Raw genomic sequence first — 22,371 nt, forward strand, 5'->3', positions numbered from 1 at the left:
AGGTTGCGTTGGCAGGCGCCAGGCCAAGCCGGAACGTGACTTGTCGCGGGAAGTTCCCGCGACAAGTCGAAGGGAAGCAACTACCCGCCGGGGTGGGACGCCAACCCGGGGTGGGTAGCTGGCTTCAGTTGGTGCCGCCGCGTTGGGCGCGGAGCTTCGCCAGGGCTTCGGCCAGAATGGCCTCGCCGTCGGCGTCGGAGCGGCGCTCTTTGACGTACGCGAGATGAGTCTTGTACGGCTCGTTACGCGGGGCGTCCGGAGGTTCCTCCTGGTTGCGCCCGCCGGGCAAGCCGCATCTCGGGCAGTCCCATGATTCCGGTTCATCCGCGTCGAGCGCGAACGACGGACGGGACTCGTGCCCGTTCGCACACCAGTAGGACACCCTGCGACGAGGCGCTGACTCTCCCCGTTCCGATTCGCCCATTGGTCCCGCACCGACCCGCGTGCCCCGGATCGCGTTACCACCGGCCATCGACTTTCACACCCCCACCACGTGGTTCAGCAGGAATCGCTAGTTGAGTTGATGGTTCGTCTCCACCCACCGGCCGCGCGCCCAGACGCGGGGCCGGCCCCGGCTAGAAGACCTTGATCAGCAGACCAAGGCCGATGACGCAGATCAACCAGATCGCGCCGACGAACAAGGTGGCTCGGTCGAGGTTCTTCTCGGCGACGCTCGACCCGGACAGGCTGGACTGCATGCCGCCGCCGAACAACGAGGACAGGCCGCCACCCCGGCCCCGGTGCAGCAGCACCAGCAGAACCAGGATCAGGCTGGTCACTACCAAACCGATCTGCAGGGCAAGACGCATGTCATCCTCGCTGTTGGGCACCGAAATGCGGTCGAAGCCACAGGTTACCTGGTGCGTTCGACCAGTTCGACCAAAGGTCGGCATTGCCGCGGGGATCACCCGCCGGCAATCATGCTCACGGAAGTGGGCCGCCCGCGGCAAGTGCACAGAGTTTAGCGAACTCGTCGGCGTCCAGGCTGGCACCGCCCACCAGCGCGCCGTCGATGTCCTCGCGGGCCACCAGCTCGGCGATGTTTCCGGACTTCACCGACCCGCCGTAGAGCACCCGGACGCCGGCCGCGACCGGCTCGCCGTACTTGTCGGCGAGCTGGGCCCGCAGCGCCGCGCAGACCTCCTGCGCGTCGGCCGGGGTGGCCACCCGCCCGGTGCCGATGGCCCACACCGGCTCGTAGGCGACCACGACGCCGGCCACCTGCTCGGCCTTGAAGCCCTTGAGCCCGGCGATCAGCTGGGCGTTGCAGTGCTCGACGTGGGTGCCCTGCTCACGCACCTCGATCCGCTCGCCGACGCACATGATCGGGGTGAGCCCGTTGCGCAGCGCGGCCCGCACCTTCGCGTTGACCAGCTCGTCGTCCTCGGCGTGGTACTCGCGCCGCTCGGAGTGGCCCACCACCACGTAGGCGCAGCCGAGCTTGGCCAGCATCGGGCCGCCGATGTCGCCGGTGTAGGCGCCGGAGTCGTGCGGGGAGAGGTCCTGCGCGCCGTAGCGGATGAGCATCTTCTCGCCCTCCACCACGCTCTGCACGGTGCGGATGTCGGTGAACGGCGGCAGCACGGCCACCTCCACCTTGGCGAAGTACTTCTCCGGCAAGGAGAACGCCAGCTTCTGCACCAGGTGGACGGCCTCCCGGTGGTCGAGGTTCATCTTCCAGTTGCCGGCGATCAGCGGCAGCCGACTCATGCTGGGCTCCATTGGCTCGCTCCGCTCGCGTGAGCGGGCCTTGACGCGGTGTCTTCCTTCCTGCGCTGCTCGGTCGCTCGTTCCTCGCTCCCTGCGCTGCTCGTCAGTCCAGACACCGCCGGCCCGCTCATCTGCTCTCCAACACGGTGATGCCGGGAAGTTCCTTGCCCTCCAACAGTTCCAGCGAGGCGCCGCCGCCGGTGGAGATGTGCGAGAAGCCGTCCTCGGGCAGGCTGAGCTGGCGCACCGCGGCGGCCGAGTCGCCGCCGCCGACCACGCTGAACGCGTCCGACCCGGCGACGGCTTGGGCCACTCCCCTGGTCCCGTCGGCGAACGGGGCCAGCTCGAACACGCCCATCGGCCCGTTCCAGAACACGGTCGCGGCCCCGGACAGCGCCTCGGCGAACTCCGCGACGCTCTCCGGGCCGATGTCCAGGCCCTTCCAGCCGTCCGGGATCTCCGACGCCGGCACCACCCGGGTGTTCGCCTCGGCCGAGAAGTCGTCGGCCACCACGATGTCCACGGGCAATACGATCTTGTTGGTGGGGGGCGGGCCGCCCCCCACCTGCCCCCCGCCGGGGGGCGGGGGTGCGGACAGCGCAGCTTCGGAGAGCAGGCGTTTGCAAGTGTCGATCATGTCGGTCTCGAGCAACGAGTCACCGACGCCGTGGCCCTGGGCGGCCAGGAACGTGAAGCACATGCCGCCGCCGACCAGCAGCCGGTCGACGGTCGGCAGCAGCGCCTCGATCACGGCCAGCTTGTCGGAGACCTTCGAGCCGCCGAGCACGACGACGTAGGGCCGGTCCGGGTCGCCGGTGAGCCGGCGCAGCACGGTCAGCTCGGCCCGCACCAGGTCGCCGGCGTAGGCCGGCAGCCGGGCCGCCACGTCGTAGACCGAGGCCTGCTTGCGGTGCACCACCCCGAACCCGTCGGAGACGAACGCCCCGCCGGGCTCCACCAGCGCGGCCAGCTCGGCCGCCAGGGCCTCCCGCTCGGCCCCGTCCTTGCTGGTCTCCCGCGGGTCGAAGCGAACGTTCTCCAGCAGCGCCACGGCGCCCGGCGCCAAGCAGTCCACTGTGGACCGTGCGGACGGCCCGACCAGGTCGGCCGCCAGCGGCACCTCGGTGCCGAGCAGCTCACCCAGCCGGCGGGCCACCGGTGCCAGCGAGTACTTCGGATCCGGCGCCCCCTTGGGCCGGCCCAGGTGCGCGGTCACCACCACGCGCGCGCCGGCCTCGGTGAGCTTGCGGATCGTCGGCAGCGAGGCCCGCACCCGGCCGTCATCGGTGATCACGCGGAGGGGGTGGGCCGCCTCCGCTTCCCCCTCCGCCCGCCGGGCGGAGGGGGCGGGATCAGCGCCGTCGAGCGGCACGTTCAGGTCGGCACGCAGCAGCACCCGCCGGCCGTCAACACCCTCGGCCAGCAGGTCGTCGAGAGACCTCACAGCTTGGAACCGACCAGCACTGCCACGTCGGCGAGGCGGTTGGAGTAGCCCCACTCGTTGTCGTACCAGCCGACCACCTTGACCTGGTTGCCGATCACCTTGGTCAGCGGCGCGTCGTAGATGCACGAGGCCGGGTCGCCCACGATGTCGGCGGACACGATCGGGTCGTCGCTGTAGCGCAGGATGCCCTTCAGCGGGCCCTCGGCGGCGGCCCGGTACGCGGCGTTCACCTCGTCCACCGTGGTCTCCCGGGCGAGCGTCACGGTGAGGTCGGTGGCCGACCCGTCCGGCACCGGCACCCGCAGCGCGTAGCCGTCCAGCTTGCCGTTCAGCTCCGGCAGCACCAGCCCGATGGCCTTCGCCGCGCCGGTCGAGGTGGGCACGATGGACAGTGCCGCGGCCCGCGCCCTGCGCAGGTCCTTGTGCGGCCCGTCCTGCAGGTTCTGGTCCTGGGTGTAGGCGTGGATCGTGGTCATCAGGCCGCGCTCCACGGTGAACTCGTCGTGCAGCACCTTCGCCAGCGGCGCCAGGCAGTTCGTGGTGCAGGAGGCGTTGGAGACGATCGCCTGCGAGCCGTCGTAAGCCGAGTCGTTGGCGCCGAGCACGATCGTGAGGTCCTCACCCTTGGCCGGCGCCGAGATGATCACCTTCTTGGCGCCGCCCTCGTCGATGTGCTTCCGCGCGTCCCCGGCGTTGGTGAAGAAACCCGTCGACTCCACCACGACGTCCACGCCGAGGTCCTTCCACGGCAGCTTGCCCGGGTCCCGCTCGGCGAAGCCCTTGATCGTCTTGCCGTCCACCACGATGCCCTCGTCGGACGCCGCAACGTCGTACGGCAGCCGCCCGAACACGCTGTCGTACTTCAACAGGTGCGCCATCGTGGCGACGTCACCGAGGTCGTTGAACGCGACGATCTCCACGTCGTGGCCGCCGGCCTTGACCGCGCGCCAGAAGTTACGACCGATCCGACCGAAACCGTTGACTCCTACCCGAACCGTCACGGTACGTCTCCTCGTGCAAGTGCCTGCTCGTTCCGCGAATCACCCTAGCCGCAGCTGCTGGAGGATCTCGCGGCGTGTCATCGAGGCAACTGTATCGAATCAGCCCGAGGTCAGAACGTTCGAGGGTGCGCAAACACAATGGGACCCGCCTGACCCCCAACAGTCAGGCGGGTCCCATCATCATCCACTTCACCCACTCCGCTGGCGGGTCGACGCCCCTCGTCCCGTCACCCGTACCAGCGCCCCCGAGGTACAGGTGTCGGGAGCACGCATCCAGATACAGCAGAGGTACGACGTCTTTGCCCGAAAGTCCGCCCACCGGTGTGTCTCCCCGGGGTGATCACACCTCGGCCTCGAGCATCTCCTGGGTGACGGCCGACTCGGTGTCGGAAAGGCCGAGCTCCTTGGCGCGCTTGTCGGCCATGGCGAGGAGGCGGCGGATGCGGCCGGCGACGGCGTCCTTGGTCATCGGAGGTTCGGAGAGCTGGCCCAGCTCCTCGAGGGAGGCCTGGCGGTTGGCGAGGCGGAGCTTGCCGGCGGCGGTCAGGTGGTCCGGGGCGTCGGGGCCGAGGATCTCCATGGCGCGCTGGACGCGGGCGGCCGCGGCGACGGCGGCGCGGGCCGAGCGGCGGAGGTTGGCGTCGTCGAAGTTGGCCAGGCGGTTGGCGGTGGCGCGGACCTCGCGGCGCATCCGGCGTTCCTCCCAGGCCAGCACGCTGGAGTGGGCGCCGAGGCGGGTGAGCATGGCGCTGATCGCGTCGCCGTCGCGGACCACGACCCGGTCGGCGCCGCGGACCTCGCGGGACTTGGCCTGGATGCCGAGGCGGCGAGCGGCTCCGACGAGGGCCAGCGCGGCCTCCGGGCCGGGGCAGGTGACCTCGAGCGCGGAGGAGCGGCCGGGCTCGGTGAGCGAGCCGTGCGCCAGGAACGCGCCGCGCCAGGCGGCTTCGGCGTCGCAGACCCCGCCGGAGACCACCGGCGCCGGGAGGCCGCGGACCGGGCGGCCGCGGGGGTCGAGCAGGCCGGTCTGCCGGGCCAGGCCGTCGCCGTCCTTGACCACCCGGACCACGTAGCGGGTGCCCTTGCGCAGGCCGCCGGCGCTGATCACGTGGATGTCGGACTGGTGGCCGTAGAGATCGTGGATCTCCTTGCGCAGCCGGCGCGCCGCGGCCGCGGTGTCCAGCTCGGCCTCGACGACCACCCGGCCGCCGACGATGTGCAGGCCGCCGGCGAAGCGCAGCAGGGAGGAGACCTCCGAACGCCGGCAGCAGGTCTTGGACACCGGCAACCGGCTCAGCTCGTCCTTGACCGCAGCGGTCATCGCCACAGGAACTCCTCCTCCCTCAACTCCCGGCCCCCTGGGACATCCCACCATCCCTGCGGACGCGGGACACCCCGGTCAGGTTCCGCGGACCTCAGCCAACGCCCGCCGAAGGCTGTCCGCCAGGGCCGAAGGGTCGTGCCGCTCGGGCGCCCCTTTGGCCGCCACCCGGTCCAGCCACGTGCGCGCGCCGAGCGCACCCGCCGCCCGTCGCAACCGGTCCGGGATGGACACCGAGTCGGCATCCGCGATTACCGCGTCGACCCTAAGCCGCGGCGCGTGCTCACACAGCACCTGCAGGTGGCGTTCCGGCGAGAATCCCGAGGTTTCCCCCGGCTGGGGGACAAGGTTGAGCACCACGACCCGGGTCGCGGCCGTTTCGACCACCGCCTCGTGCAGCTCCGGCACCAGCAGGTGCGGCAGCACGCTGGTGAACCAGGAGCCCGGGCCGAGCAGCACGACGTCGGCCTCGCGGACCGCCTTGACCGCCTCCGGGCAGGCCGCCGGCGCCGCGTCCGGCTCGCCCGCGGGGTGCAGGCGGATGCGGCGCACCTGGCCGGGCGTGGTGGCCACGGCGACCTGACCGCGGATCCGGCGCACCGCGGCCACGTCCTCGTCCAGCCCGACCACGTCGGCCTCGATGTCCAGCGGCTCGGTGCACATCGGCAGCACCCGGCCGCGCACGTCCAGCAGCCGGGCCGCCTCGTCCAGCGCGGCCACCGGGTCGTCGAGCACCTCCAGCAGCCCGGCCAGCACCAGGTTGCCGATCGCGTGCCCGGCCAGCGCCCCGGTGCCGCCGAACCGGTGCTCGAACAGCGGCGCCCAGGTCGAGCCGCCGGCCCCGGACAGCGCGGCCAGCGCCTTGCGCAGGTCGCCCGGGGGTAGCAGGCCCAGTTCGCGGCGCAACCGCCCCGACGACCCCCCGTCGTCGGCCACGGTCACCACCGCGGTCACCTCATCGGTCAGCAACCGCAGCGCGGACAGCGACGCGTGCAGCCCCCGCCCCCCACCCAACGCCACCACTTTGAGCCCGTACCGCACGCGATGACGCTACAGCGCTGGCTCGAGATCAACGCCGGGCGTCCACGAAGGCGACCCAACAGGCCGCGGGGAAAGCCAGCACCGGACCGTCCGTGTTCTTGGAGTCCCGTACCGCCACCGCCTCGGGATTGGAGGCCACCTCGACGCAGGCAACGTTTCCGTTGCTACGGCTGCTCTTGCGCCAGACTCGGGACAGGTCCGTTCATGTCGTGCTCCTCAACTTGCCGGCGACGTCGGCGATCAGCCGTTGAGAGTCCTCTTCGGACAGTGCCGCGGCGGACAGCTTCTGCCAGGCAAGTTTAGTCCGGGCGATGGGCTCCTCATCCTCCACGACGGGGTCGGGATGCGATGAAGGGGGCCTTCCTCGCGCTGGGCGTGAGGAAGGCCCCCTTCATCGCACCTCACTCCCGCCCGAGATCCCGGTGCACGACCTTGACCGCCATACCGTCCTCGTCGGCCAGGCGTCGGGAGAGCTCCTCGGAGATCGCGACGCTGCGGTGCTTTCCGCCGGTGCAGCCGATGGCGAGGGTCAGGTAGCGCTTGCCTTCGCGGCGGTAGCCGGCGCCGATGAGGCGGAGGAGCTCGTGGTAGCGGTCGAGGAACTCCTCGGCGCCTTCCTGGGAGAGGACGTAGTTGATCACGTCGGGGTCTTTGCCGGTGAGGTCGCGGAGCTCGGGGATCCAGAAGGGGTTGGGCAGGAAGCGGAGGTCCATGACCAGGTCGGCGTCCATCGGGATGCCGTACTTGTAGCCGAAGGAGAGCACGGTGACCCGGGTGCTGGTGGCCGCGTCGGTGCCGAACGCGTCCTCGATCTTGGCGCGGAGCTGGTGCACGGACAGCGTGCTGGTGTCGAGGATGAGGTCGGCCTCCTCACGCAGCGGGGCGAGGAGGTCGCGTTCGGCCTTGATCCCGTCGATCAGGCGGCCGTCGCCCTGCAGCGGGTGCCCGCGGCGGACCGCCTCGAACCGCCGGATCAGCACCTCCTCGGTGGCCTCGAGGAACAGGACCCGTGGTTTGTAGCCGCGGGCGTCGAGGTCCTTGATGATCGCGGCGAGGTCGTCGGTGAAGGCGCGGCTGCGGACGTCCATCACGACGGCCACCTTGGTGACCGCGCCGCGGGCCTGGGCGCCGAGCTCGACCATGGTGGAGATCAGCTCGGGCGGCAGGTTGTCCACCACGAACCAGCCGAGGTCCTCCAGGCACTTGGCCGCGGTGCTGCGGCCGGCGCCGGAAAGCCCGGTCACCACGGCCACCTCGACGCCCGACCCGTGCGCCGTGGCGGGCTGGGAATCCGCGTCCTTCGAATCCTCGGTCATGCGTCGCTTCCCTTGCTGCCGTTCCGGGTTCCCGCCAGCAGAGCCTCATGAACCGCCTGCGCGGTCTGCGCGCCGATGCCGGGGGCGCTGCTGATCTCGTCGATACTCGCCTCACGCAGTCGCTTGAGCGAGCCGAAATGCTTCAGTAGAGCGGATTTCCGGGTCTGCCCGAGCCCGGGGATGCCGTCCAGCACGGACGTGGTGAGCCGCTTGGACCGGCGCTGCCGGTGGTAGGCCACGGCGAACCGGTGCGCCTCGTCGCGGACCCGCTGCAGCAGGTAGAGCCCCTCGCTGGCGCGCGGCAGGATGGTCGGCTCCGGGTCGGCCGGCAGCCACACCTCCTCGAGCCGCTTGGCCAGACCGATCACCGCCACGTCGGTGACGCCGAGCTCGGCGATCACGTCGGCGGCCGCGTTGGCCTGCGGGCCGGCGCCGTCGACCACCAGCAGGTTGGGCGCGTAGGCGAACTTGCGCGGCCGGCCGGTCTCCGGGTCGATGCCGGGCTTCGGCGCGGCGACGTCGGAGCCGTTGGTTTCGGTGAGGTAGCGGTGAAAGCGGCGGCGCACCACCTCGGCGATGGACGCCACGTCGCCCTCGGTGGCCGCCTCTTTGACCGCGAACCGGCGGTACTCGGACTTGCGGGCCAGGCCGTCCTCGAACACCACCAGCGAGGCGACCACGTCGCTGCCCTGGATGTGGCTGATGTCGATGCACTCGATCCGCAGCGGCGCGGTGTCCAGGCCCAGCGCGTCCTGCAGCTCCTGCAGCGCGGCCGAGCGCGCGGTGAGGTCGCCGGCGCGGCGCAGCTTGTGCTGGGTGAACGCCTCCTTGGCGTTCCGCTCCACGGTCTCCATCAGTGCCTTCTTGTCCCCACGCTGCGGCACCCGGACCTGCACCCGCGCGGCGCGCAGGGTGGACAGCCACTCGACGATCGGCTCGATGTCCTCCGGGCACTCGGGCACCAGGATCTCCTTCGGCACCCCGCTCCCGGTGTCCCCCGCCTCCGCGGCGTGCTCGGCCTGGTCGCCGTAGAACTGGGTGAGGAACTGGGTGACCAGGCCGGGCATGTCGTTCACGTCGAGCTTGTCGATCACCCAGCCGCGCTGACCGCGCACCCGCCCGCCGCGCACGTGGAACACCTGGACCGCGGCCTCCAGGTCGTCCTGCGCGAAGGCCACCACGTCGGCGTCGGTGCCGGAGCCGAGCACGACGGCCTGCTTCTCCATCGCCCGGCGCAGCGCCCCGAGGTCGTCCCGCAGGCGGGCGGCCCGCTCGAACTCCAGCTCGTTGGAGGCCCTGGTCATCTCGCGTTCCAGGCGGCGCATCATCAGGTCGGTGTGGCCGGCGAGGAAGTCGCAGAAGTCGTTCACGATCGCGCGGTGCTCGTCCTCGGAGACCCGGCCGATGCACGGCGCGGAGCACTTGCCGATGTAGCCGAGCAGGCAGGGGCGGCCGATCTGGCCGTGCCGCTTGAACACGCCGGCCGAGCAGGTGCGCGCGGGGAACACCCGGAGCAGCAGGTCGAGGGTCTCGCGGATGGCCCAGGCGTGGGCGTACGGGCCGAAGTACCGGACCCCGCGGCGGCGGGGGCCGCGGTAGACGTGCAGCCGGGGGAACTCCTCGTTCAGCGTCACGGCCAGCACCGGGTAGGACTTGTCGTCCCGGTAGCGCACGTTGAACCGCGGGTCGAACTCCTTGATCCAGTTGTACTCCAGCTGGAGCGCCTCGACCTCGGTGGACACCACGGTCCACTCGACCTGGGCCGCGGTGGTCACCATCTGGGCGGTGCGCGGATGCAGCAGCGTGACGTCGGCGAAGTAGGAGTTGAGCCGGCTGCGCAGGCTCTTGGCCTTGCCGACGTAGATCACCCGGCCGGTCGCGTCCCGGAACTTGTACACGCCTGGTGCGTCGGGAACGGTCCCCGGGGACGGACGGTAGGTCGACGGATCGGCCACCCCGCAAGCCTACGGCGGGGCACCGTCAGTTTCGCCGGCCGGTCAGCCGGTTCAGGCCGCGGCGTGTGCGGCAGGCCGCGTTTTGGCGGAATCCCAGCCCGTGCGCGCACACAGCTCGTCGAGGGCTTCGTTCATCTGCCGCTCGTGCCAGACCATCCGGACGAAATGATCATCGAGCCGGGCCTGACGGAGATCGAGCCACGCCTTGTGGATGACTCGTTCGAGTTCGCGGTTGGAGATGGGGAGTTTGCGCATCGGGCACCCCCGGGCTTGCGAGCAGCCACAACGGTCTCCTCCATGCTCGTCCGGCCCGCTCGAGCATCGCTGGACGCCGGCTCGCGGCCGGCATGAAAGGCCTTCGGGGCGCCCAGCACCCCGAAGGCGTCTTCTCATGTGTCAGGCCAGCACCACGTTGGTGCCGTCGACCTTGACCGCGAGCGAGGTCAGGGGCGTCTTGGCCGGCCCCTTCTTCACCGCCGCGGTCGTCGCGTCGAACTGGCTGCCGTGCTGCGGGCAGACGATCAGGCCGTTCACCGGCGGCCGCACCGTGGTGCCCTGGTGGGTGCACCGCGCGTCGTAGGCCTTCACGTCACTGCCGCTGCGGATGATCAGCACCGGGCCGTTGCGCGGCCCCTTCCCGTTCACCACCAGGCCGCTGCCGTCCGGCACGTCCGTGAGCGCGGCCAGCACGGTCCCCGCCGCGCCACCCGCTCCGTCACCGGGCGTCGCCCCGCCCGTTCCGCCGGATCCGCCGCCCGGGGTGCCCCCACTCGACGAGCCTGAGTCGCCACACGCCGCGGCCAGCGCGCCCGGAGCCAGCAGCGCGACGACGAGGCCGCACAGCACCTCCCGTCGTGGTCTGGCCGTTACCGGATCTGTGGTGGGTTCGTCGGCAGTCACGCGCATCCTCCCTTGTCGGTCACGCTCCGTTTGAGCGCAGGGACAGAAATACACCCGAATGTACGACCCTGCCCGCCAAATGGTTCAGTGCTCAAGCTGTCGATTCCCTAAGGACCGAAATAGAGCGACCCGTAATCTGCCGTGGTGCGCGGGGTGTTTCTGGTAGCTGCGGCGGCGGTCGTCGCCGGGCTCGGCGCGGCGTTCCCCACCCACGGCTGGCCCTCGACGATCATGGTCCTGATCCCGTCCGCGGTGCTGGTCGTGCTGGCTCTCCGCCGCCAACCGCCGGCTCCGGTCGAGCCGGCGCCGCGGGACCGCCACGGGCTGGTGCTCTGGCCTGCCCTGGTGGTCGCCGGGCTCGCCTGGGAGGCCTTCGCGTTCGTGCGGCAGCCGGACTGGAGCCGGGCCGACCCGGTCCACCCGACGCTGTCCACCTTGCTCGACCCGGTTCTCGAACACGGCCCGCTGCGCATCCTCGGCTGGGCCCTCTGGCTCGCGGCCGGCTGGCGGCTGATCACCCGATGACCGACCGCACCCTCGTCATCCTGGGCTTCGCCGTGATCTTCGCCGGCACGCTCGCCGCGATCATCGCGGCGCACCTGCGCCCGGACCGGCTGGCCACGGTCGCCGAGACGCTGGACCGGATCACACGCACCCGCACCGCCAAGATCATCGCCGTGCTGATCTGGGCCTGGCTCGGCTGGCACTTCCTGGCCCGGTAGCTCGGTGCAGGCGTCTTTCCTCACCTCCGGCGAGAGGAAAGACGCATTCACCGCCCTTCGCGGTGCAGGCGGCGGAGCTCGCGCATCGCTGCGACGGCGCGGTCGCCGTCCAGGGACTGGATGGCGAGCATGGGGATGTACTCGTCGGCGGGGAGTTCGAGGCGGGCCCAGCGGGCGCCGTCGGGGAAGCTCACATGGCGGATTTCGGACCAGGCGAAGCGGCGCAGGCCGAGGAGGTTGCGGACCTCGATGCCGTCGGCATCGGCACGGACGCGGGGCCAGGTGGACCACAGGATGGCGAGGGCGAGCACGAGGCCGATGCCGACCATGGCGACCTGGTCGGAGGTGTGGAAGCGGACGCCGGTGTTGCTGTCCTTGAGAAGGAGCGCGACGACGGTGAAGGCGGCGACCAGGACGGCGGCGAGCGGGACGGCAAAGAGCCGGATGCGGTGCGGGCGGGCGGTGAAGGTGACGGTGGTGGTCACCGGAAACCTAGCCCGGTCTTGGGCTGGCGCAGGCCGCGGAGCACCAGGGCGGAGTGCAGGGCGGCCAGGCAGGCTTCGAAACCCTTGTCCTCGACGGAGTCCGGCAGGCCGCAGCGGTCCAGGGCCTGGTCTTCGTCGTTCACGGTGAGGACGCCGTTGCCGATCGGGGTGGACTCGTCGAGGGAGACCCGGGTCAGGCCGGCGGTGACGGCATCGCAGACGTACTCGAAGTGCGGGGTGCCGCCGCGGATCACGACGCCGAGCGCTACCACGGCGTCGTGGTTGCGGGCGAGCTCCTGGCAGACGACCGGGAGCTCGATGGCGCCGGCCACCCGGACCACGGTCGGGTCGGTGACGCCGGCCTGCTTGGCCGCCACGAGGGCCCGGTCGAGCAGCTGGTTGGTGATCTTCGTGTGCCATCGGGTGGCGGCGATCGCGAGCCGGATCTCCTTGCCGTCCGGCACTTCCTCCTCGGGCCGGCCCTCGCCGCTCATCTGCCCGCCCCTGTGTTGGATTGGCTCGCTCCGCTCGCGTGAGCGGGCAGTGACATTGAGCTCGCTCCGCTCGCGTGAGCGGGCCTTGACGCGGTCTCTTCCCTCCTGCGCTGCTCGGTCCCTCGCTGGCGCTCGCGACCTGCGCTGCTCGTCCGGGAAGACACCGCCGGCCCGCTCGGTTTTGCGCTCATGATCCGGCCTCGTCCAGTGTGTCCAAATGCGACAGTTCGTGGCCCATGCGGTCGCGTTTGGTGCGCAGGTAGCGGAGGTTCTCCGGGTTGGGGCGGATGGGCAGCGGCACGCGGTCGACGATGGTCAGGCCGTAGCCGTCCAGGCCGCTGCGTTTGGCCGGGTTGTTGGTGAGCAGGCGCATCGACTTCACTCCGAGATCGACCAGGATCTGGGCGCCCTGACCGTAGTCCCTGGCGTCCGCGGGCACGCCGAGGGCCAGGTTCGCGTCGACCGTGTCCAGCCCGTCGTCCTGCAGCTGGTAGGCCTGCAGCTTGTGGGTCAGGCCGATGCCGCGGCCCTCGTGCCCGCGCATGTAGAGCACCACGCCGCGGCCTTCGAGCGCCACCGCCTCCAACGCGGCGTCGAGCTGCGGGCCGCAGTCGCAGCGCAGCGAGCCGAACACGTCCCCGGTGAGGCATTCGGAGTGCACCCGGACCAGCACGTCCTCGCCGTCGGCGAGGTCGCCGTAGACCAGCGCGATGTGCTCGATGCCGTCCAGCACACTGTCGTAGCCGACGCCACGGAACGAGCCGTGCGCGGTCGGGATGCGCGCCTCGCCCACCCGCACGACCTGCTTCTCGTGGCGCCGCCGGTACATGATCAGATCGGCGATCGAGATCAGCTGCAGGTCGTGCTCGGCGGCGAACACCTCCAGCTCGTCCCGCCGGGCCATGTCGCCCTCGTCCTTCTGGGACACGATCTCGCACAGCACGCCGGCCGGGCGCAGGCCCGCCATCCGCGCCAGGTCGATCGCCGCCTCGGTGTGCCCGGGCCGGCGCAGCACACCGCCTTCCTTGGCACGCAACGGAACCACGTGACCGGGCCGGGTGAAGTCGGTCGGCTTGGAGTCCGGGTCGGCCAGCAGCCGGATGGTGTGCGCGCGGTCCGCGGCGGAGATCCCGGTGCTCACGCCCTCCCGCGCGTCCACCGTGACGGTGTACGCGGTGCCGCGGCGGTCCTGGTTGGTGTGGTACATCGGCGGCAGGTCCAGCCGGTCGCAGTCGCCCTCGGTGAGCGGCACGCAGATGTAGCCGGATGTGTAGCGCACCATGAACGCCAGCAGCTCCGGCGTCGCCTTCTCCGCGGCGAAGATCAGGTCGCCCTCGTTCTCCCGGTTCTCGTCGTCCACCACGACGACCGGCCGGCCGTCGGCGATGTCGGCCACCGCCTTCCCGATGTTCGCGAAGTCAGGCAACGCCGGCCTCCTCGACGGGCCCGCCGGCGTGCGGCGCGACCAGCTTCTCCACGTACTTGGCCAGCACGTCGACCTCGAGGTTGACCAGGTCGCCCGGCTCCTTGAAGCCCAGCGTGGTGAGCTTCAGCGTGGTCGGGATGAGCGCGACGGAGAACTCGTCCGCGGTCACCTCGACCACGGTCAGCGACGCGCCGTCCACGGTGATCGAACCCTTCTCGACGACGTAGCGGGCCAGCCGCGGCGGCAGGGCGAACCGGGTCAGCCCGGTGGCGTCCCGGGAGAGCAGCACCCCGGTGCCGTCCACGTGGCCCTGCACGATGTGCCCGCCGAGGCGCTGGCCGAGCGCGGCCGCCCGCTCCAGGTTGACCCGGTCGCCGGCGTGCACCTTGTCCAGGCTGGAGCGGCGCAGCGTCTCGTGCACCACGTCCACGGTGAACTCGCCGCCGGCCGTCGCCTCGACCACGGTCAGGCAGACCCCGTTGACCGCGATCGAGTCCCCGGGTCTGGCGTCCGAGGTGACCAGCGGGCCGCGCACGGTGAGCCGCGCCGCGTCGGGCAGCGTCTCGACGGAGGTGATCTCCCCGAGCTCCTCCACGATCCCGGTGAACACCGGTGCCTCCTCTAGTTAGATGTGGCGAGTTTGCGCAGTTCGGCCACCATCGCGGCCGGATCGTGCGCCCCGTACACCGCCGACCCTGCGACGAAGCAGTCCACCCCGGCCTCGGCGGCCTGCCCGATGGTGTCCTCGTTGATCCCGCCGTCGATCTCCACCAGCACGCTGAGCTCGCCGCGGTCCACCAGCCGGCGGGCCGTGCGCACCTTCTCCAGCACCTCGGGCAGGAACTTCTGCCCGCCGAACCCGGGTTCCACCGACATCACCAGCAACGTGTCGTAGTGCCGGAGCAATTCCACATACGGTTCGAGGGGGGTTCCCGGCTTGACCGACAGGCCGGCCCTGGCCCCCGCGGCGCGCAGGTTCTTGGCGATCATGACCGGATCGGCCGCGGCCTCGACGTGCACGGTCACGTTGTGCACGCCGGCCTCGGCGTAGCGGACCGCCCAGGTGTCCGGGTCGTCGATCATGAGGTGGCAGTCGAGCGGGATGCCGGTCACCCGGGCCAGCGCCTCGACCACGGGCAGCCCGATCGTGAGGTTCGGCACGAAGTGCCCGTCCATGACGTCGACGTGCAGCCAGTCCGCGCCGCGCACCGCCGCGGCCTCGTCGGCGAGCCGGGCGAAGTCGGCGGACAGGATGCTCGGCGCGATCATTGGTCCTCCGCTCACGTACTGAGCTTAGGCGCACACACTCAACGCCGAATTAAGCCGGCAGAGACGGATGAGCTAACTCTCGTCCCCGGTCGTACGGCGTTCGCGTGCGGCCCGGCGCTGCTGCTCGACGCGCTCCCGGCAGCGGCGCAGGAACTCCTCATGATCGTCCGGGTTGACCGCCACCACGCGTCTCGGCGGGTTGGGGCGTACCACCGGGCCGGTGTGCTGCGGGCGGAAGAACACCCACAGTGCCAACACAAGCAGGAGCAGGGCCAGCCCACCGAAGATCGGCATCGCGTCCTCCAGAGATCCCGCACGCAGTATGGCAGGGTCAGCCGAACCGCCTGAACTTTTCGGCAATCTCCGCCCGGGTCGCGTTCGCGGCGAGCAGGAGGTGCAGCAGGATGCGCGCCTTGTAGGGGTCGAGGAAGCCGGACGGGACCAGACCGCGGCCGATCAGGTCCAGCTCAGAGCCCGGGTAGGAGTAGGTGCGGGTGAGCATGGCCCCGGCGCCGGCCCGCGAGGCGAGCACCACCGGCACCCGGGCGGCAACCTCGGCCACCACCGGCACCACCGACTCCGGCACGTGCCCGGCGCCGACCCCGGCCAGCACCAGACCGTCGAACCCGGCGCCCACGCGGCGCAGCAGCTCGCCGTCGTCGCCCAGCGCCATCGGCACCACGCCGACCCGGACCCGGGTGAGGTCCGGCCCGACGCGGACGCAGTTCCGGGTGCCGGGCGTGGTGAGCAGCCGCGGCACCCCCTCGACGACCAGGCCGAGCGGGCCGAACCCGGGCGAGACGAACGCGCCGGTGCTGGCCGTGTGGGTCTTGCGGACCAGCCGCGCGGCGTGCACCTCGTCGGCGAACACCACCAGCGTGCCGAGCCCGCGGGCCGCCGGACCGGCCGCCACCCGGATGCCGGCGAGCAGGTTGGCCGGGCCGTCCGGGCCGGCGAGGCTCGGGTGCCGCATGGCGCCGGTGACCACCACCGGGGTGTCCCCGGGCACGGTCAGGTCCAGGAAGAACGCGGTCTCCTCGATGGTGTCGGTGCCCTGGGTGACCACGACGCCGGTGACGCCCGCCGCGATCTCCGCGCTGATCACCTCGACCAGCTCGCGCAGATGACCGAACCCGATCGAGGCGCTGGGCAGCGAGCACAGCGTCCGCGCGGTGATCTCCACGTCCAGCTCGGCGAGGCCCGGGACGGCCGACACGATGTCGTCCGCGGTCAGCGTCGGCACCACACCGCCACCGGCGTCCGGAGTCATCGCGATGGTGCCGCCCATGGCGATCACCGCCACCCGCGGCGTCATGCCTGCTCCAGGAGGTCGAGCAGCGGCTCCCAGGGGTCCTCGGGGGGCGCGTCGGACACGCACACGCCGGCGTGGCGGAGCGTCGCGAGGTGCCGGGCGAAGGCGGGGTGGCGGCGATGATCCGCATCGGCCTGTGGGCGGACCACGACGGGCACGCCGGGTGCGCCGACGGCCTGGCACAGCGCGGTGAGGGCCTGGTTGTCGGCGATGCCGAGGGCGAGCTTGGCCAGCGAGTTGGCGGTGGCCGGGACGAACAGGAAGGCGTCCGGCATCGGGTACGGCTTGGGCTCGCTGGGCAGCCGGGACTCACTGCGCACCGGCAGCTCGGTGAGCGCCTGGAGCCGGGACACCTCGCCTGCGGCGTCGAACCAGCGCGCGGCCGTCGGGGTGAGGGTGACCGCCAGCCGCCAGCCGCGGCGCACGGCCGGCTCGGCGACCTCCACGCGCAGCCGCGACTCCGCGCCGCCGCCCCCGGACGCCACCAGGCCGAGCGTCCTCATTTCGTGTTGTCCAGCTCAGGAATGTTGGCCATGGCCATGGGTCGCCTCGGGCGGTGGGTCACCAGACCACTCCTCGGGCAGACCGTGTTCCACTGGGGGCAAGCCCCCAGACCCCAGTTCCTCGGGCCCACCTCGTCGCGGTGGGCCAACTCCCTCGCCCGGGCATTCGCAAGCTCATGCCCGGAGAATCGCGCAGAACATGGCGTCGGTGGCGTGCCGGTGCGGCCAGAGCTGCACGTAGGGGCCGGCGCCGAGATCGGGCACGCCGGGGAAGAACTCGGTGGCATCCAAGGGAGTCACGCCGGTGCGGCGGACGACGTCGGACACCACGCCGACGGTCTCGGCCAGGTGTGGCGAGCACACCACGTAGGCCACGACCCCGCCGGGCCGGGTCAGCTCCACGGCGGCTACCAGCAGGTCACGCTGGAGCCGGGTCAGGTCGCCCACGTCCGAGGGCTGCCGCCGCCAGCGCGCCTCGGGCCGCCGCCGCAGCGCGCCGAGGCCGGTGCACGGCGCGTCCACCAGCACCCGGTCGTAGGAACCGGGTTCCAGCCCGGCGTCCCGGCCGTCGGCGACGTGCACGGTGACCGGGAGACCGTCGGTGGCGTGCTCGACCAGCCTGGCCCGGTGCGGGGCTTTCTCCACGGCGTCAACGGTTCCGCCGGCGATCCCGGCGAGCGCGCCGAGCAGCGCCGCCTTGCCGCCCGGGCCGGCGCACAGATCCAGCCAGCGCAGGTCCGGCCCGCCGACCGGCACGCGGGTCAGGGCCAGGGCGCAGAGCTGGCTGCCCTCGTCCTGCACGGCGGCCAACCGTTCCCGCACCGGATCCAGGTCGCCCGGGTCCCCGGCGCCGGCGTCGAGCCGAACCCCGTACGGCGAGTACGGCGCGACCTCCCCGCCGGTCATCGCGGCCAGCTCGTCGGCGCTCACCTCGCCCGGGCGGGCGACCAGGTGCACCACCGGCCGCTCGTTGTCGGCGGCGAGTGCGGCGGCCAGCTCCGTCTGCGTGTCACCGAGGGCGTCGGCGAACGCCCGGGCCACCCAGCGCGGATGCGCGGTCCGCACCCCCTGGTACCCCACCGGATCCTGCTCCGGGTCGGGCGCCAGCTCGGCCACCCAGGCCGCCTCGTCGTGCTCGGAAACCTTGCGCAGCACGGCGTTGACGAACCCGGCGACCCGGGAGCCCTGCTCGGCGCGCACCAGGTCGACCGTCGAGTCGACCGCCGCGTGCGCCGGAATCCGGGTGCGCAGCAGCTGGTAGGCGCCCAGCCGCAGCGCGTCCAGCAGCTCAGGCTCCACTTTGGACAGTGGGCGGTCGACACAGGCGGCCAGCACCTGATCCAGCAGCCCCTGCAGGCGGCACGCGCCGTAGGTGAGCTCGGTGGCCAGGGCCGCGTCCCGGCCGGTGATCCGCCGTTCCCGCAACAACTGCGGCAGCAGCAGGTTCGCGTAGGCGTCGCGGTGCCGCACCGCGCGCAGCGTGTCCAGCGCCGCCCGGCGGGCCGGATCGTCCACGGGTGGGCGCCGCGGCTGGCCGTTGCGCCGCGGCGGATGCGGCCGCCGCGGCCCGGAAGGCTTGGTGGAGCGCCGCCCCGGCTGGGTCACGCCCTCACCTCCCGCCGTGTTGGCGCCTCACGTCGCCGTGTTGGCGCCTCACGTCGATGTGTTGGCACCTGGCGTAGGTGAGTTGGCAGGTGACGCGTGTGTGCTGGCCGCCGGGATCCGTCACGTCGCACCCGGAGCCCTTCGGCGCAGCACGCAGGACGCCAACACACCGACGCCCCGGGCCAACATGGCGACGCCACGCGCCAACACGCGGGGGCGGTCATGAGAGCCGCTCCCCCGGCTCGACCCGCACGCCGCGGGCCCAATCCGTGGCCGGCATCCGCTTCTTGCCCTGGGCCTGCACGTCGCCCAGGCGCACCGGGCCGGTGCCGGTGCCGGCCAGGACCTGCTTGCGCTGCACGGAAAGCTCGCCCGCAGCGAGCGCGTCACCGGGTTCCGGCGTGACCGGGCCGAGCTTCACCCGCGCGCCGCGGAACTCCGCCCAGGCGCCCGGCTCCGGGGTCATGGCCCGGACCAGCCGGTCGACCGCGAACGCCGGCGCGGTGAAGTCCACCCGGGCGTCCTCGACCGTGACCTTGGGCGCGTAGCTGACCCCCTCGGCCGGCTGCTCCACCGGGGTCAGCGCACCGTCCCCGATACCGTCCACAGTGGACACCAGGAGCTTGGCTCCGGTGACGGCGAGCCGGTCCAGCAGGTCACCCGCGGTGTCGTGGTCCTGGATGGGCTCGGTGACCACACCGAACACCGGTCCGGCGTCCATCGCCTTGACGATCCGGAACGTGCTCGCCCCGGTGATCTCGTCGCCGGCGCGGACCGCGGCCTGCACCGGCGCCGCGCCGCGCCACGCCGGCAGCAGCGAGAAGTGCAGGTTCACCCAGCCGTGCCGCGGAATGTCCAAAGCGGACTGGGGAAGCAGCGCACCGAAAGCCACCACCGGGCAGCAGTCCGGGGCCAGCGCCCGCAGCCGGGCCTGGAACTCCGGATCGGAGGCCTTGGGCGGGGTCAGCACCTCCAGCCCGCGCTCGTCGGCCAGCGCCGCCACCGGCGAGCGCACCACGTGCCGCCCGCGCCCGGCCGGCGCGTCCGGCCGGGTCACCACGGCCACCACCTCGTGCCGCCCGGACTCCAGCAACGCCCGCAACGACGGCAGGGCGGGCGCCGGCGTCCCGGCGAACACCAACCGCATCAGACGACCCGCCCGAAGATCGGATTCTCCTTGATCACCGGCAGCGCGCCGTCGAACCAGTCGGCTTCCCGAATGGCGGCCATGGCGGCCTTGCGGGTCTCGGCGTCGAGCCGGTCGACGAACAGCACGCCGTCCAGATGGTCGGTCTCGTGCTGGATGCACCGGGCCAGCAGGTCGCTGCCCTCGACCTCGACCGGCTCGCCGTGCAGGTTCCAGCCGCGGGCCACCACGTCGCGGTGCCGGCGGCAGTCCCAGTACAGCCCGGGGATGGACAGGCAGCCCTCCTCACCGTCCTGGTACTCCTCGCCCAGCGCGGTCCAGGTGGGGTTGATCAGATGCCCGGCGGCGCCGTCGCAGTGGTAGGTGAACACCCGTAGGCCCACCCCGAGCTGCGGGGCGGCCAGACCCGCGCCGCTCTGCGACTCCATGGTGTCCCACAGGTCCTGCACGAGGGTGGCCAGCTCCTTGTCGAAGTCGACCACCTCGGCGGCCGGGGTGCGCAGCACCGGATCCCCGAAGAGCCGGATCGGCTGAACGGTCACGGAACTCCCTCGCGTACGACGGACGGCGGCGCCGCCCAGTGTAGTGTCCGGTGATCCTGGTGCTTTCCCCCGCGCTGGTGATCCACGTGGTTCCTGGCAAGGCGGAGGAGGTCCCGCTACCGGAGAGTTGTAACGGGGCCGACGACAACGCAGCCAGGGGCCGCGTGGGGTGAATAGACCGGGATTACCGGACACTCGGGGTGGCGCTCCGCCGGTCCCGGGCGCGCTCCCCCGATGTCACGGTCCACCCACCTGAGGCCACTTCCAGGCATGATGAACCTTCCGGAGCGCCGCCCGCTGCCGAACGACGTCCGCGCCCGCATCCGGGCCTGGGTGCTGAGCCGGCTCTCCGCCGGCCCGAGCGGCGGGCTGCGCGTGCCGGTCGCGATCGCCCTCGGCGCCGCGGTGCTCACCGCGGGCCTGGCCCTGGTCGTGGCCCGGGCCGTCGGCTGCCTGTGACTGGGACGCAACGCTTTTGTGCGCATCGGGCACTTGTAGGTGTGAGAGCCTCGACGAGGCCGAGACCGCGGGGGTACGGATGCCTGGCGTGGTGCCCGTGAAGATCACCGATGGCGAGTTGTGGCGGCGGGCAGCCGAGGGAAATCAGGCGGCGTTCGGCGAGCTGTTCGAACGGCACGTCGAGGCGGTGTGGAACCACGCCTACCGGCTGACCGGATCCTGGAGCCGGGCCGAGGACCTCACGTCGGCGACGTTCCTCACCGCATGGCGCAAGCGCGCCCAGGTGACGCTGGTCCGGGAGAGCGCGCTGCCCTGGCTCTACACGGTGGCGGCCAACCTGGCCCGCAGCGAATCACGCAACGCCAGCCGCTTCCTCCGCGCGGTGCGGCGCATCCCGGTGGCCGAGGCGGTGGACGACCACGCTGACACGGTGGCCGGCCGGGTCGACGACGACCGGCGGCTGCGCAAGGTGCTCGCGGCCATCGAGCACCTGCCGAATGCCGAGCGGGAGGCCGTCGAGCTGTGCCTGCTCGGCGACCTGAGCACGGCCGACGCCGCGGAGCTGCTCGGCGTGGCCGCGGCGAGCATCCGAGCCCGCATCTCCCGCGCCCGGGCACGGTTGCGCACCCGGTTGGAGACGTCATGATGACCAAGCAGGGCGAGCTGAAGTTGACGGACCACCGGCCGCTGCCGCCCGAGGTGAGGGACCGGCTGCGGATCAAGGTGATGACCGGGCTGGACGCGCCGCCCCGGTGGTCGTCACGGCTGGCACGGGCCCGCCCGCCGCTCGCGGTGGCCGCCAGCGTCGCGGTGCTGGCCGCCGGAGCGATGATCGTGGCCCAGTCGGTCCACGGCTCCTCCGGGGGCATCGGCGGCACCCGGACCACCGCACCGTCCACCACCTCCGCCGGCGCCACGCTGAACCACCCGGAGGCCGACGGCGAGCTGGACCGCTGCTGGCGCGCGCTGCAGCAGCGCGGCCGCGCCGCGCAGTTCCCCAACCGGAGAACCTGGCAGCCGGTGTTCAACTACACCTTCGGCCCGGTGAAGGTGACCGCCGCGCGCGCCGCCGGCAAGCCACTGTTCTGCGAGACGACCTACACCACGGCGACCGTCTCCGACGTGAACGCGACGCCCGCCTACGTCCAGGGTCGGCAAACCGGGGCCGTGCTGACAACCGGGCTCGGCACGGTCGCCGGCGTGGTCGATCCGTCGTGGCAGGGAATCTGGGCCAAGGGAGAGAACCCCGCATGGCAGGCGCCCGCGACCGCGAAGGACGGGCTGTTCCTCCTCCACGGTCACGCGATCACGCCGGGCGTGGCAGGACTCCAGGTCGGCCCGGCGGGCGCCAGCGACGAGAACTTCGACGCGTGGCTGCAGCTGCCCCGGGCCCCCGCGCCCGCCGCGTCCGTCGTCGACCGGCCCGCCAAGCCCGCCCCGGACCGGACCTCGAACCGCGGCCGGCCGCTGGCCGATTGCCTCGTGGCGGCGGGGCAGACCACGGCGGTGGTGGACACGGAAAGCTGGGCGCCAGGCGCCCTCCTCGATGACGGCGGCAACCGGGTGATGATGGCCCGTAACGAGCACGGGTTCGCCAGTTGCTCGCAGGTCGGCGGGCAGACCACCTTCGACGGCTACCGGGCGTTGCGCGCGGCCGCGGACGATCCCAACCCGGCGTCGATCGTGACCATGGAGGTGCCCGGCGGACTCGCCGTCGCC

Annotated in this window: 29 protein-coding genes; 5 read left to right on the forward strand and 24 right to left on the reverse strand. The window is 72.0% G+C overall.

Annotated features, from left to right (window positions below; translation table 11 throughout):
* Positions 1-124 precede the first annotated feature (124 nt).
* The 13 genes from VGR06_RS40035 to VGR06_RS40095 form a co-directional block, all read right to left on the reverse strand.
* On the reverse strand, positions 125-472 hold the full coding sequence (locus VGR06_RS40035) for an RNA polymerase-binding protein RbpA (RefSeq protein WP_327564464.1): 348 nt from the start codon (positions 470-472) through the stop codon (positions 125-127).
* Positions 473-575: 103 nt separating this feature from the next.
* Positions 576-809: a preprotein translocase subunit SecG gene (gene secG / locus VGR06_RS40040; RefSeq protein WP_327564490.1), complete on the reverse strand. Its 234-nt coding sequence runs from the start codon at positions 807-809 to the stop codon at positions 576-578.
* A gap of 115 nt (positions 810-924) precedes the next feature.
* The gene (tpiA, locus tag VGR06_RS40045; RefSeq protein WP_327564465.1) at positions 925-1,710 is read right to left on the reverse strand and encodes a triose-phosphate isomerase; all 786 of its coding nucleotides are present in this window, start codon (positions 1,708-1,710) and stop codon (positions 925-927) included.
* Between the two features lie 127 nt (positions 1,711-1,837).
* Complete coding sequence (locus VGR06_RS40050; protein ID WP_327564466.1) at positions 1,838-3,154, reverse strand: phosphoglycerate kinase; 1,317 nt, start codon at positions 3,152-3,154, stop codon at positions 1,838-1,840.
* Complete coding sequence (gene gap, locus VGR06_RS40055) at positions 3,151-4,155, reverse strand: type I glyceraldehyde-3-phosphate dehydrogenase (protein WP_327564467.1); 1,005 nt, start codon at positions 4,153-4,155, stop codon at positions 3,151-3,153. Before gap ends, VGR06_RS40050 begins: the two co-directional genes overlap by 4 nt.
* A gap of 340 nt (positions 4,156-4,495) precedes the next feature.
* Complete coding sequence (whiA, locus tag VGR06_RS40060) at positions 4,496-5,482, reverse strand: DNA-binding protein WhiA (RefSeq protein ID WP_327564468.1); 987 nt, start codon at positions 5,480-5,482, stop codon at positions 4,496-4,498.
* Positions 5,483-5,554: 72 nt separating this feature from the next.
* Positions 5,555-6,517: a uridine diphosphate-N-acetylglucosamine-binding protein YvcK gene (locus VGR06_RS40065; RefSeq protein ID WP_327564469.1), complete on the reverse strand. Its 963-nt coding sequence runs from the start codon at positions 6,515-6,517 to the stop codon at positions 5,555-5,557.
* A gap of 28 nt (positions 6,518-6,545) precedes the next feature.
* Positions 6,546-6,713 (reverse strand): DUF397 domain-containing protein, encoded by a 168-nt coding sequence (locus tag VGR06_RS40070; protein ID WP_327564491.1) that lies wholly within the window; start codon positions 6,711-6,713, stop codon positions 6,546-6,548.
* Positions 6,714-6,719: 6 nt separating this feature from the next.
* Positions 6,720-6,848: a hypothetical protein gene (locus VGR06_RS40075; RefSeq protein ID WP_327564470.1), complete on the reverse strand. Its 129-nt coding sequence runs from the start codon at positions 6,846-6,848 to the stop codon at positions 6,720-6,722.
* 70 nt (positions 6,849-6,918) lie between these two features.
* Positions 6,919-7,833, reverse strand: a complete 915-nt coding sequence (gene rapZ, locus VGR06_RS40080) for an RNase adapter RapZ (protein ID WP_327564471.1) — start codon at positions 7,831-7,833, stop codon at positions 6,919-6,921.
* Positions 7,830-9,788: an excinuclease ABC subunit UvrC gene (gene uvrC, locus VGR06_RS40085; protein ID WP_327564472.1), complete on the reverse strand. Its 1,959-nt coding sequence runs from the start codon at positions 9,786-9,788 to the stop codon at positions 7,830-7,832. Before uvrC ends, rapZ begins: the two co-directional genes overlap by 4 nt.
* A 51-nt stretch (positions 9,789-9,839) precedes the next feature.
* On the reverse strand, positions 9,840-10,043 hold the full coding sequence (locus VGR06_RS40090; protein ID WP_327564473.1) for a hypothetical protein: 204 nt from the start codon (positions 10,041-10,043) through the stop codon (positions 9,840-9,842).
* 141 nt (positions 10,044-10,184) lie between these two features.
* Positions 10,185-10,688, reverse strand: coding sequence for a Rieske (2Fe-2S) protein (locus tag VGR06_RS40095; protein WP_327564474.1), 504 nt, complete (start codon positions 10,686-10,688; stop codon positions 10,185-10,187).
* A gap of 144 nt (positions 10,689-10,832) precedes the next feature.
* Between VGR06_RS40095 and VGR06_RS40100 the strand changes: the two genes are divergently transcribed.
* On the forward strand, positions 10,833-11,213 hold the full coding sequence (locus tag VGR06_RS40100; RefSeq protein ID WP_327564475.1) for a hypothetical protein: 381 nt from the start codon (positions 10,833-10,835) through the stop codon (positions 11,211-11,213).
* Positions 11,210-11,410: a DUF6186 family protein gene (locus VGR06_RS40105; RefSeq protein ID WP_327564476.1), complete on the forward strand. Its 201-nt coding sequence runs from the start codon at positions 11,210-11,212 to the stop codon at positions 11,408-11,410. The genes VGR06_RS40100 and VGR06_RS40105 overlap by 4 nt, the downstream gene beginning before the upstream one ends.
* Positions 11,411-11,457: 47 nt before the next feature.
* On the opposite strand, the gene VGR06_RS40110 is transcribed toward VGR06_RS40105, so the two are convergent.
* The 11 genes from VGR06_RS40110 to def all read right to left on the reverse strand — a co-directional run bounded on the left by VGR06_RS40110 (position 11,458) and on the right by def (position 20,193).
* Positions 11,458-11,895: a PH domain-containing protein gene (locus VGR06_RS40110; protein WP_327564477.1), complete on the reverse strand. Its 438-nt coding sequence runs from the start codon at positions 11,893-11,895 to the stop codon at positions 11,458-11,460.
* Positions 11,892-12,389: a 6,7-dimethyl-8-ribityllumazine synthase gene (ribH, locus tag VGR06_RS40115; protein ID WP_327564478.1), complete on the reverse strand. Its 498-nt coding sequence runs from the start codon at positions 12,387-12,389 to the stop codon at positions 11,892-11,894. Before ribH ends, VGR06_RS40110 begins: the two co-directional genes overlap by 4 nt.
* A 187-nt stretch (positions 12,390-12,576) precedes the next feature.
* Positions 12,577-13,815, reverse strand: a complete 1,239-nt coding sequence (locus VGR06_RS40120; protein ID WP_327564479.1) for a bifunctional 3,4-dihydroxy-2-butanone-4-phosphate synthase/GTP cyclohydrolase II — start codon at positions 13,813-13,815, stop codon at positions 12,577-12,579.
* Positions 13,808-14,425, reverse strand: a complete 618-nt coding sequence (locus VGR06_RS40125) for a riboflavin synthase (RefSeq protein WP_327564480.1) — start codon at positions 14,423-14,425, stop codon at positions 13,808-13,810. Before VGR06_RS40125 ends, VGR06_RS40120 begins: the two co-directional genes overlap by 8 nt.
* Positions 14,426-14,436: 11 nt before the next feature.
* A complete protein-coding gene (gene rpe / locus VGR06_RS40130) occupies positions 14,437-15,084 on the reverse strand; it encodes a ribulose-phosphate 3-epimerase (RefSeq protein ID WP_327564492.1) in 648 nt (215 codons plus the stop codon).
* A gap of 72 nt (positions 15,085-15,156) precedes the next feature.
* Positions 15,157-15,378 (reverse strand): hypothetical protein, encoded by a 222-nt coding sequence (locus tag VGR06_RS40135; RefSeq protein WP_327564481.1) that lies wholly within the window; start codon positions 15,376-15,378, stop codon positions 15,157-15,159.
* 37 nt (positions 15,379-15,415) lie between these two features.
* Positions 15,416-16,399, reverse strand: a complete 984-nt coding sequence (locus tag VGR06_RS40140; RefSeq protein ID WP_327564482.1) for an asparaginase — start codon at positions 16,397-16,399, stop codon at positions 15,416-15,418.
* A complete protein-coding gene (locus tag VGR06_RS40145; RefSeq protein ID WP_327564483.1) occupies positions 16,396-16,899 on the reverse strand; it encodes a flavoprotein in 504 nt (167 codons plus the stop codon). Before VGR06_RS40145 ends, VGR06_RS40140 begins: the two co-directional genes overlap by 4 nt.
* A gap of 174 nt (positions 16,900-17,073) precedes the next feature.
* Positions 17,074-18,504: an RsmB/NOP family class I SAM-dependent RNA methyltransferase gene (locus VGR06_RS40150; protein WP_327564484.1), complete on the reverse strand. Its 1,431-nt coding sequence runs from the start codon at positions 18,502-18,504 to the stop codon at positions 17,074-17,076.
* A gap of 220 nt (positions 18,505-18,724) precedes the next feature.
* The gene (gene fmt, locus VGR06_RS40155) at positions 18,725-19,651 is read right to left on the reverse strand and encodes a methionyl-tRNA formyltransferase (RefSeq protein ID WP_327564485.1); all 927 of its coding nucleotides are present in this window, start codon (positions 19,649-19,651) and stop codon (positions 18,725-18,727) included.
* Positions 19,651-20,193: a peptide deformylase gene (def, locus tag VGR06_RS40160; protein ID WP_327564486.1), complete on the reverse strand. Its 543-nt coding sequence runs from the start codon at positions 20,191-20,193 to the stop codon at positions 19,651-19,653. Before def ends, fmt begins: the two co-directional genes overlap by 1 nt.
* A gap of 270 nt (positions 20,194-20,463) precedes the next feature.
* On the opposite strand from def, the gene VGR06_RS40165 reads away from it, so the two are divergent.
* The 3 genes from VGR06_RS40165 to VGR06_RS40175 all read left to right on the forward strand — a co-directional run.
* Positions 20,464-20,652 carry a hypothetical protein gene (locus VGR06_RS40165; protein ID WP_327564487.1) on the forward strand — a complete coding sequence of 63 codons (189 nt, stop codon included), beginning with the start codon at positions 20,464-20,466 and terminating at the stop codon, positions 20,650-20,652.
* 79 nt (positions 20,653-20,731) lie between these two features.
* On the forward strand, positions 20,732-21,298 hold the full coding sequence (locus tag VGR06_RS40170) for an RNA polymerase sigma factor (protein WP_327564488.1): 567 nt from the start codon (positions 20,732-20,734) through the stop codon (positions 21,296-21,298).
* On the forward strand, positions 21,295-22,371 hold a 1,077-nt coding region (locus tag VGR06_RS40175), incomplete at its 3' end, for a hypothetical protein (protein WP_327564489.1). The genes VGR06_RS40170 and VGR06_RS40175, both read left to right, overlap by 4 nt.

Origin of the sequence: Actinophytocola sp. (assembly GCF_036002505.1) — a bacterium.
Taxonomy (GTDB): domain Bacteria; phylum Actinomycetota; class Actinomycetes; order Mycobacteriales; family Pseudonocardiaceae; genus DASYTH01.

Bases quoted from the DNA above. Each gene is read 5' to 3' on its own strand.
- secG (WP_327564490.1), bottom strand. From the start codon at position 809: ATGCGTCTTGCCCTGCAGATCGGTTTGGTAGTGACCAGCCTGATCCTG.
- VGR06_RS40135 (WP_327564481.1), bottom strand. From the start codon at position 15,378: ATGCCGATCTTCGGTGGGCTGGCCCTGCTCCTGCTTGTGTTGGCACTG.
- VGR06_RS40140 (WP_327564482.1), bottom strand. From the start codon at position 16,399: ATGACGCCGCGGGTGGCGGTGATCGCCATGGGCGGCACCATCGCGATG.
- tpiA (WP_327564465.1), bottom strand. From the start codon at position 1,710: ATGAGTCGGCTGCCGCTGATCGCCGGCAACTGGAAGATGAACCTCGAC.
- rapZ (WP_327564471.1), bottom strand. From the start codon at position 7,833: ATGACCGAGGATTCGAAGGACGCGGATTCCCAGCCCGCCACGGCGCAC.
- VGR06_RS40165 (WP_327564487.1), top strand. From the start codon at position 20,464: ATGATGAACCTTCCGGAGCGCCGCCCGCTGCCGAACGACGTCCGCGCC.
- VGR06_RS40170 (WP_327564488.1), top strand. From the start codon at position 20,732: ATGCCTGGCGTGGTGCCCGTGAAGATCACCGATGGCGAGTTGTGGCGG.
- VGR06_RS40035 (WP_327564464.1), bottom strand. From the start codon at position 472: ATGGCCGGTGGTAACGCGATCCGGGGCACGCGGGTCGGTGCGGGACCA.
- ribH (WP_327564478.1), bottom strand. From the start codon at position 12,389: ATGAGCGGCGAGGGCCGGCCCGAGGAGGAAGTGCCGGACGGCAAGGAG.
- VGR06_RS40105 (WP_327564476.1), top strand. From the start codon at position 11,210: ATGACCGACCGCACCCTCGTCATCCTGGGCTTCGCCGTGATCTTCGCC.
- rpe (WP_327564492.1), bottom strand. From the start codon at position 15,084: ATGATCGCGCCGAGCATCCTGTCCGCCGACTTCGCCCGGCTCGCCGAC.
- VGR06_RS40090 (WP_327564473.1), bottom strand. From the start codon at position 10,043: ATGCGCAAACTCCCCATCTCCAACCGCGAACTCGAACGAGTCATCCAC.
- VGR06_RS40145 (WP_327564483.1), bottom strand. From the start codon at position 16,899: ATGAGGACGCTCGGCCTGGTGGCGTCCGGGGGCGGCGGCGCGGAGTCG.
- fmt (WP_327564485.1), bottom strand. From the start codon at position 19,651: ATGCGGTTGGTGTTCGCCGGGACGCCGGCGCCCGCCCTGCCGTCGTTG.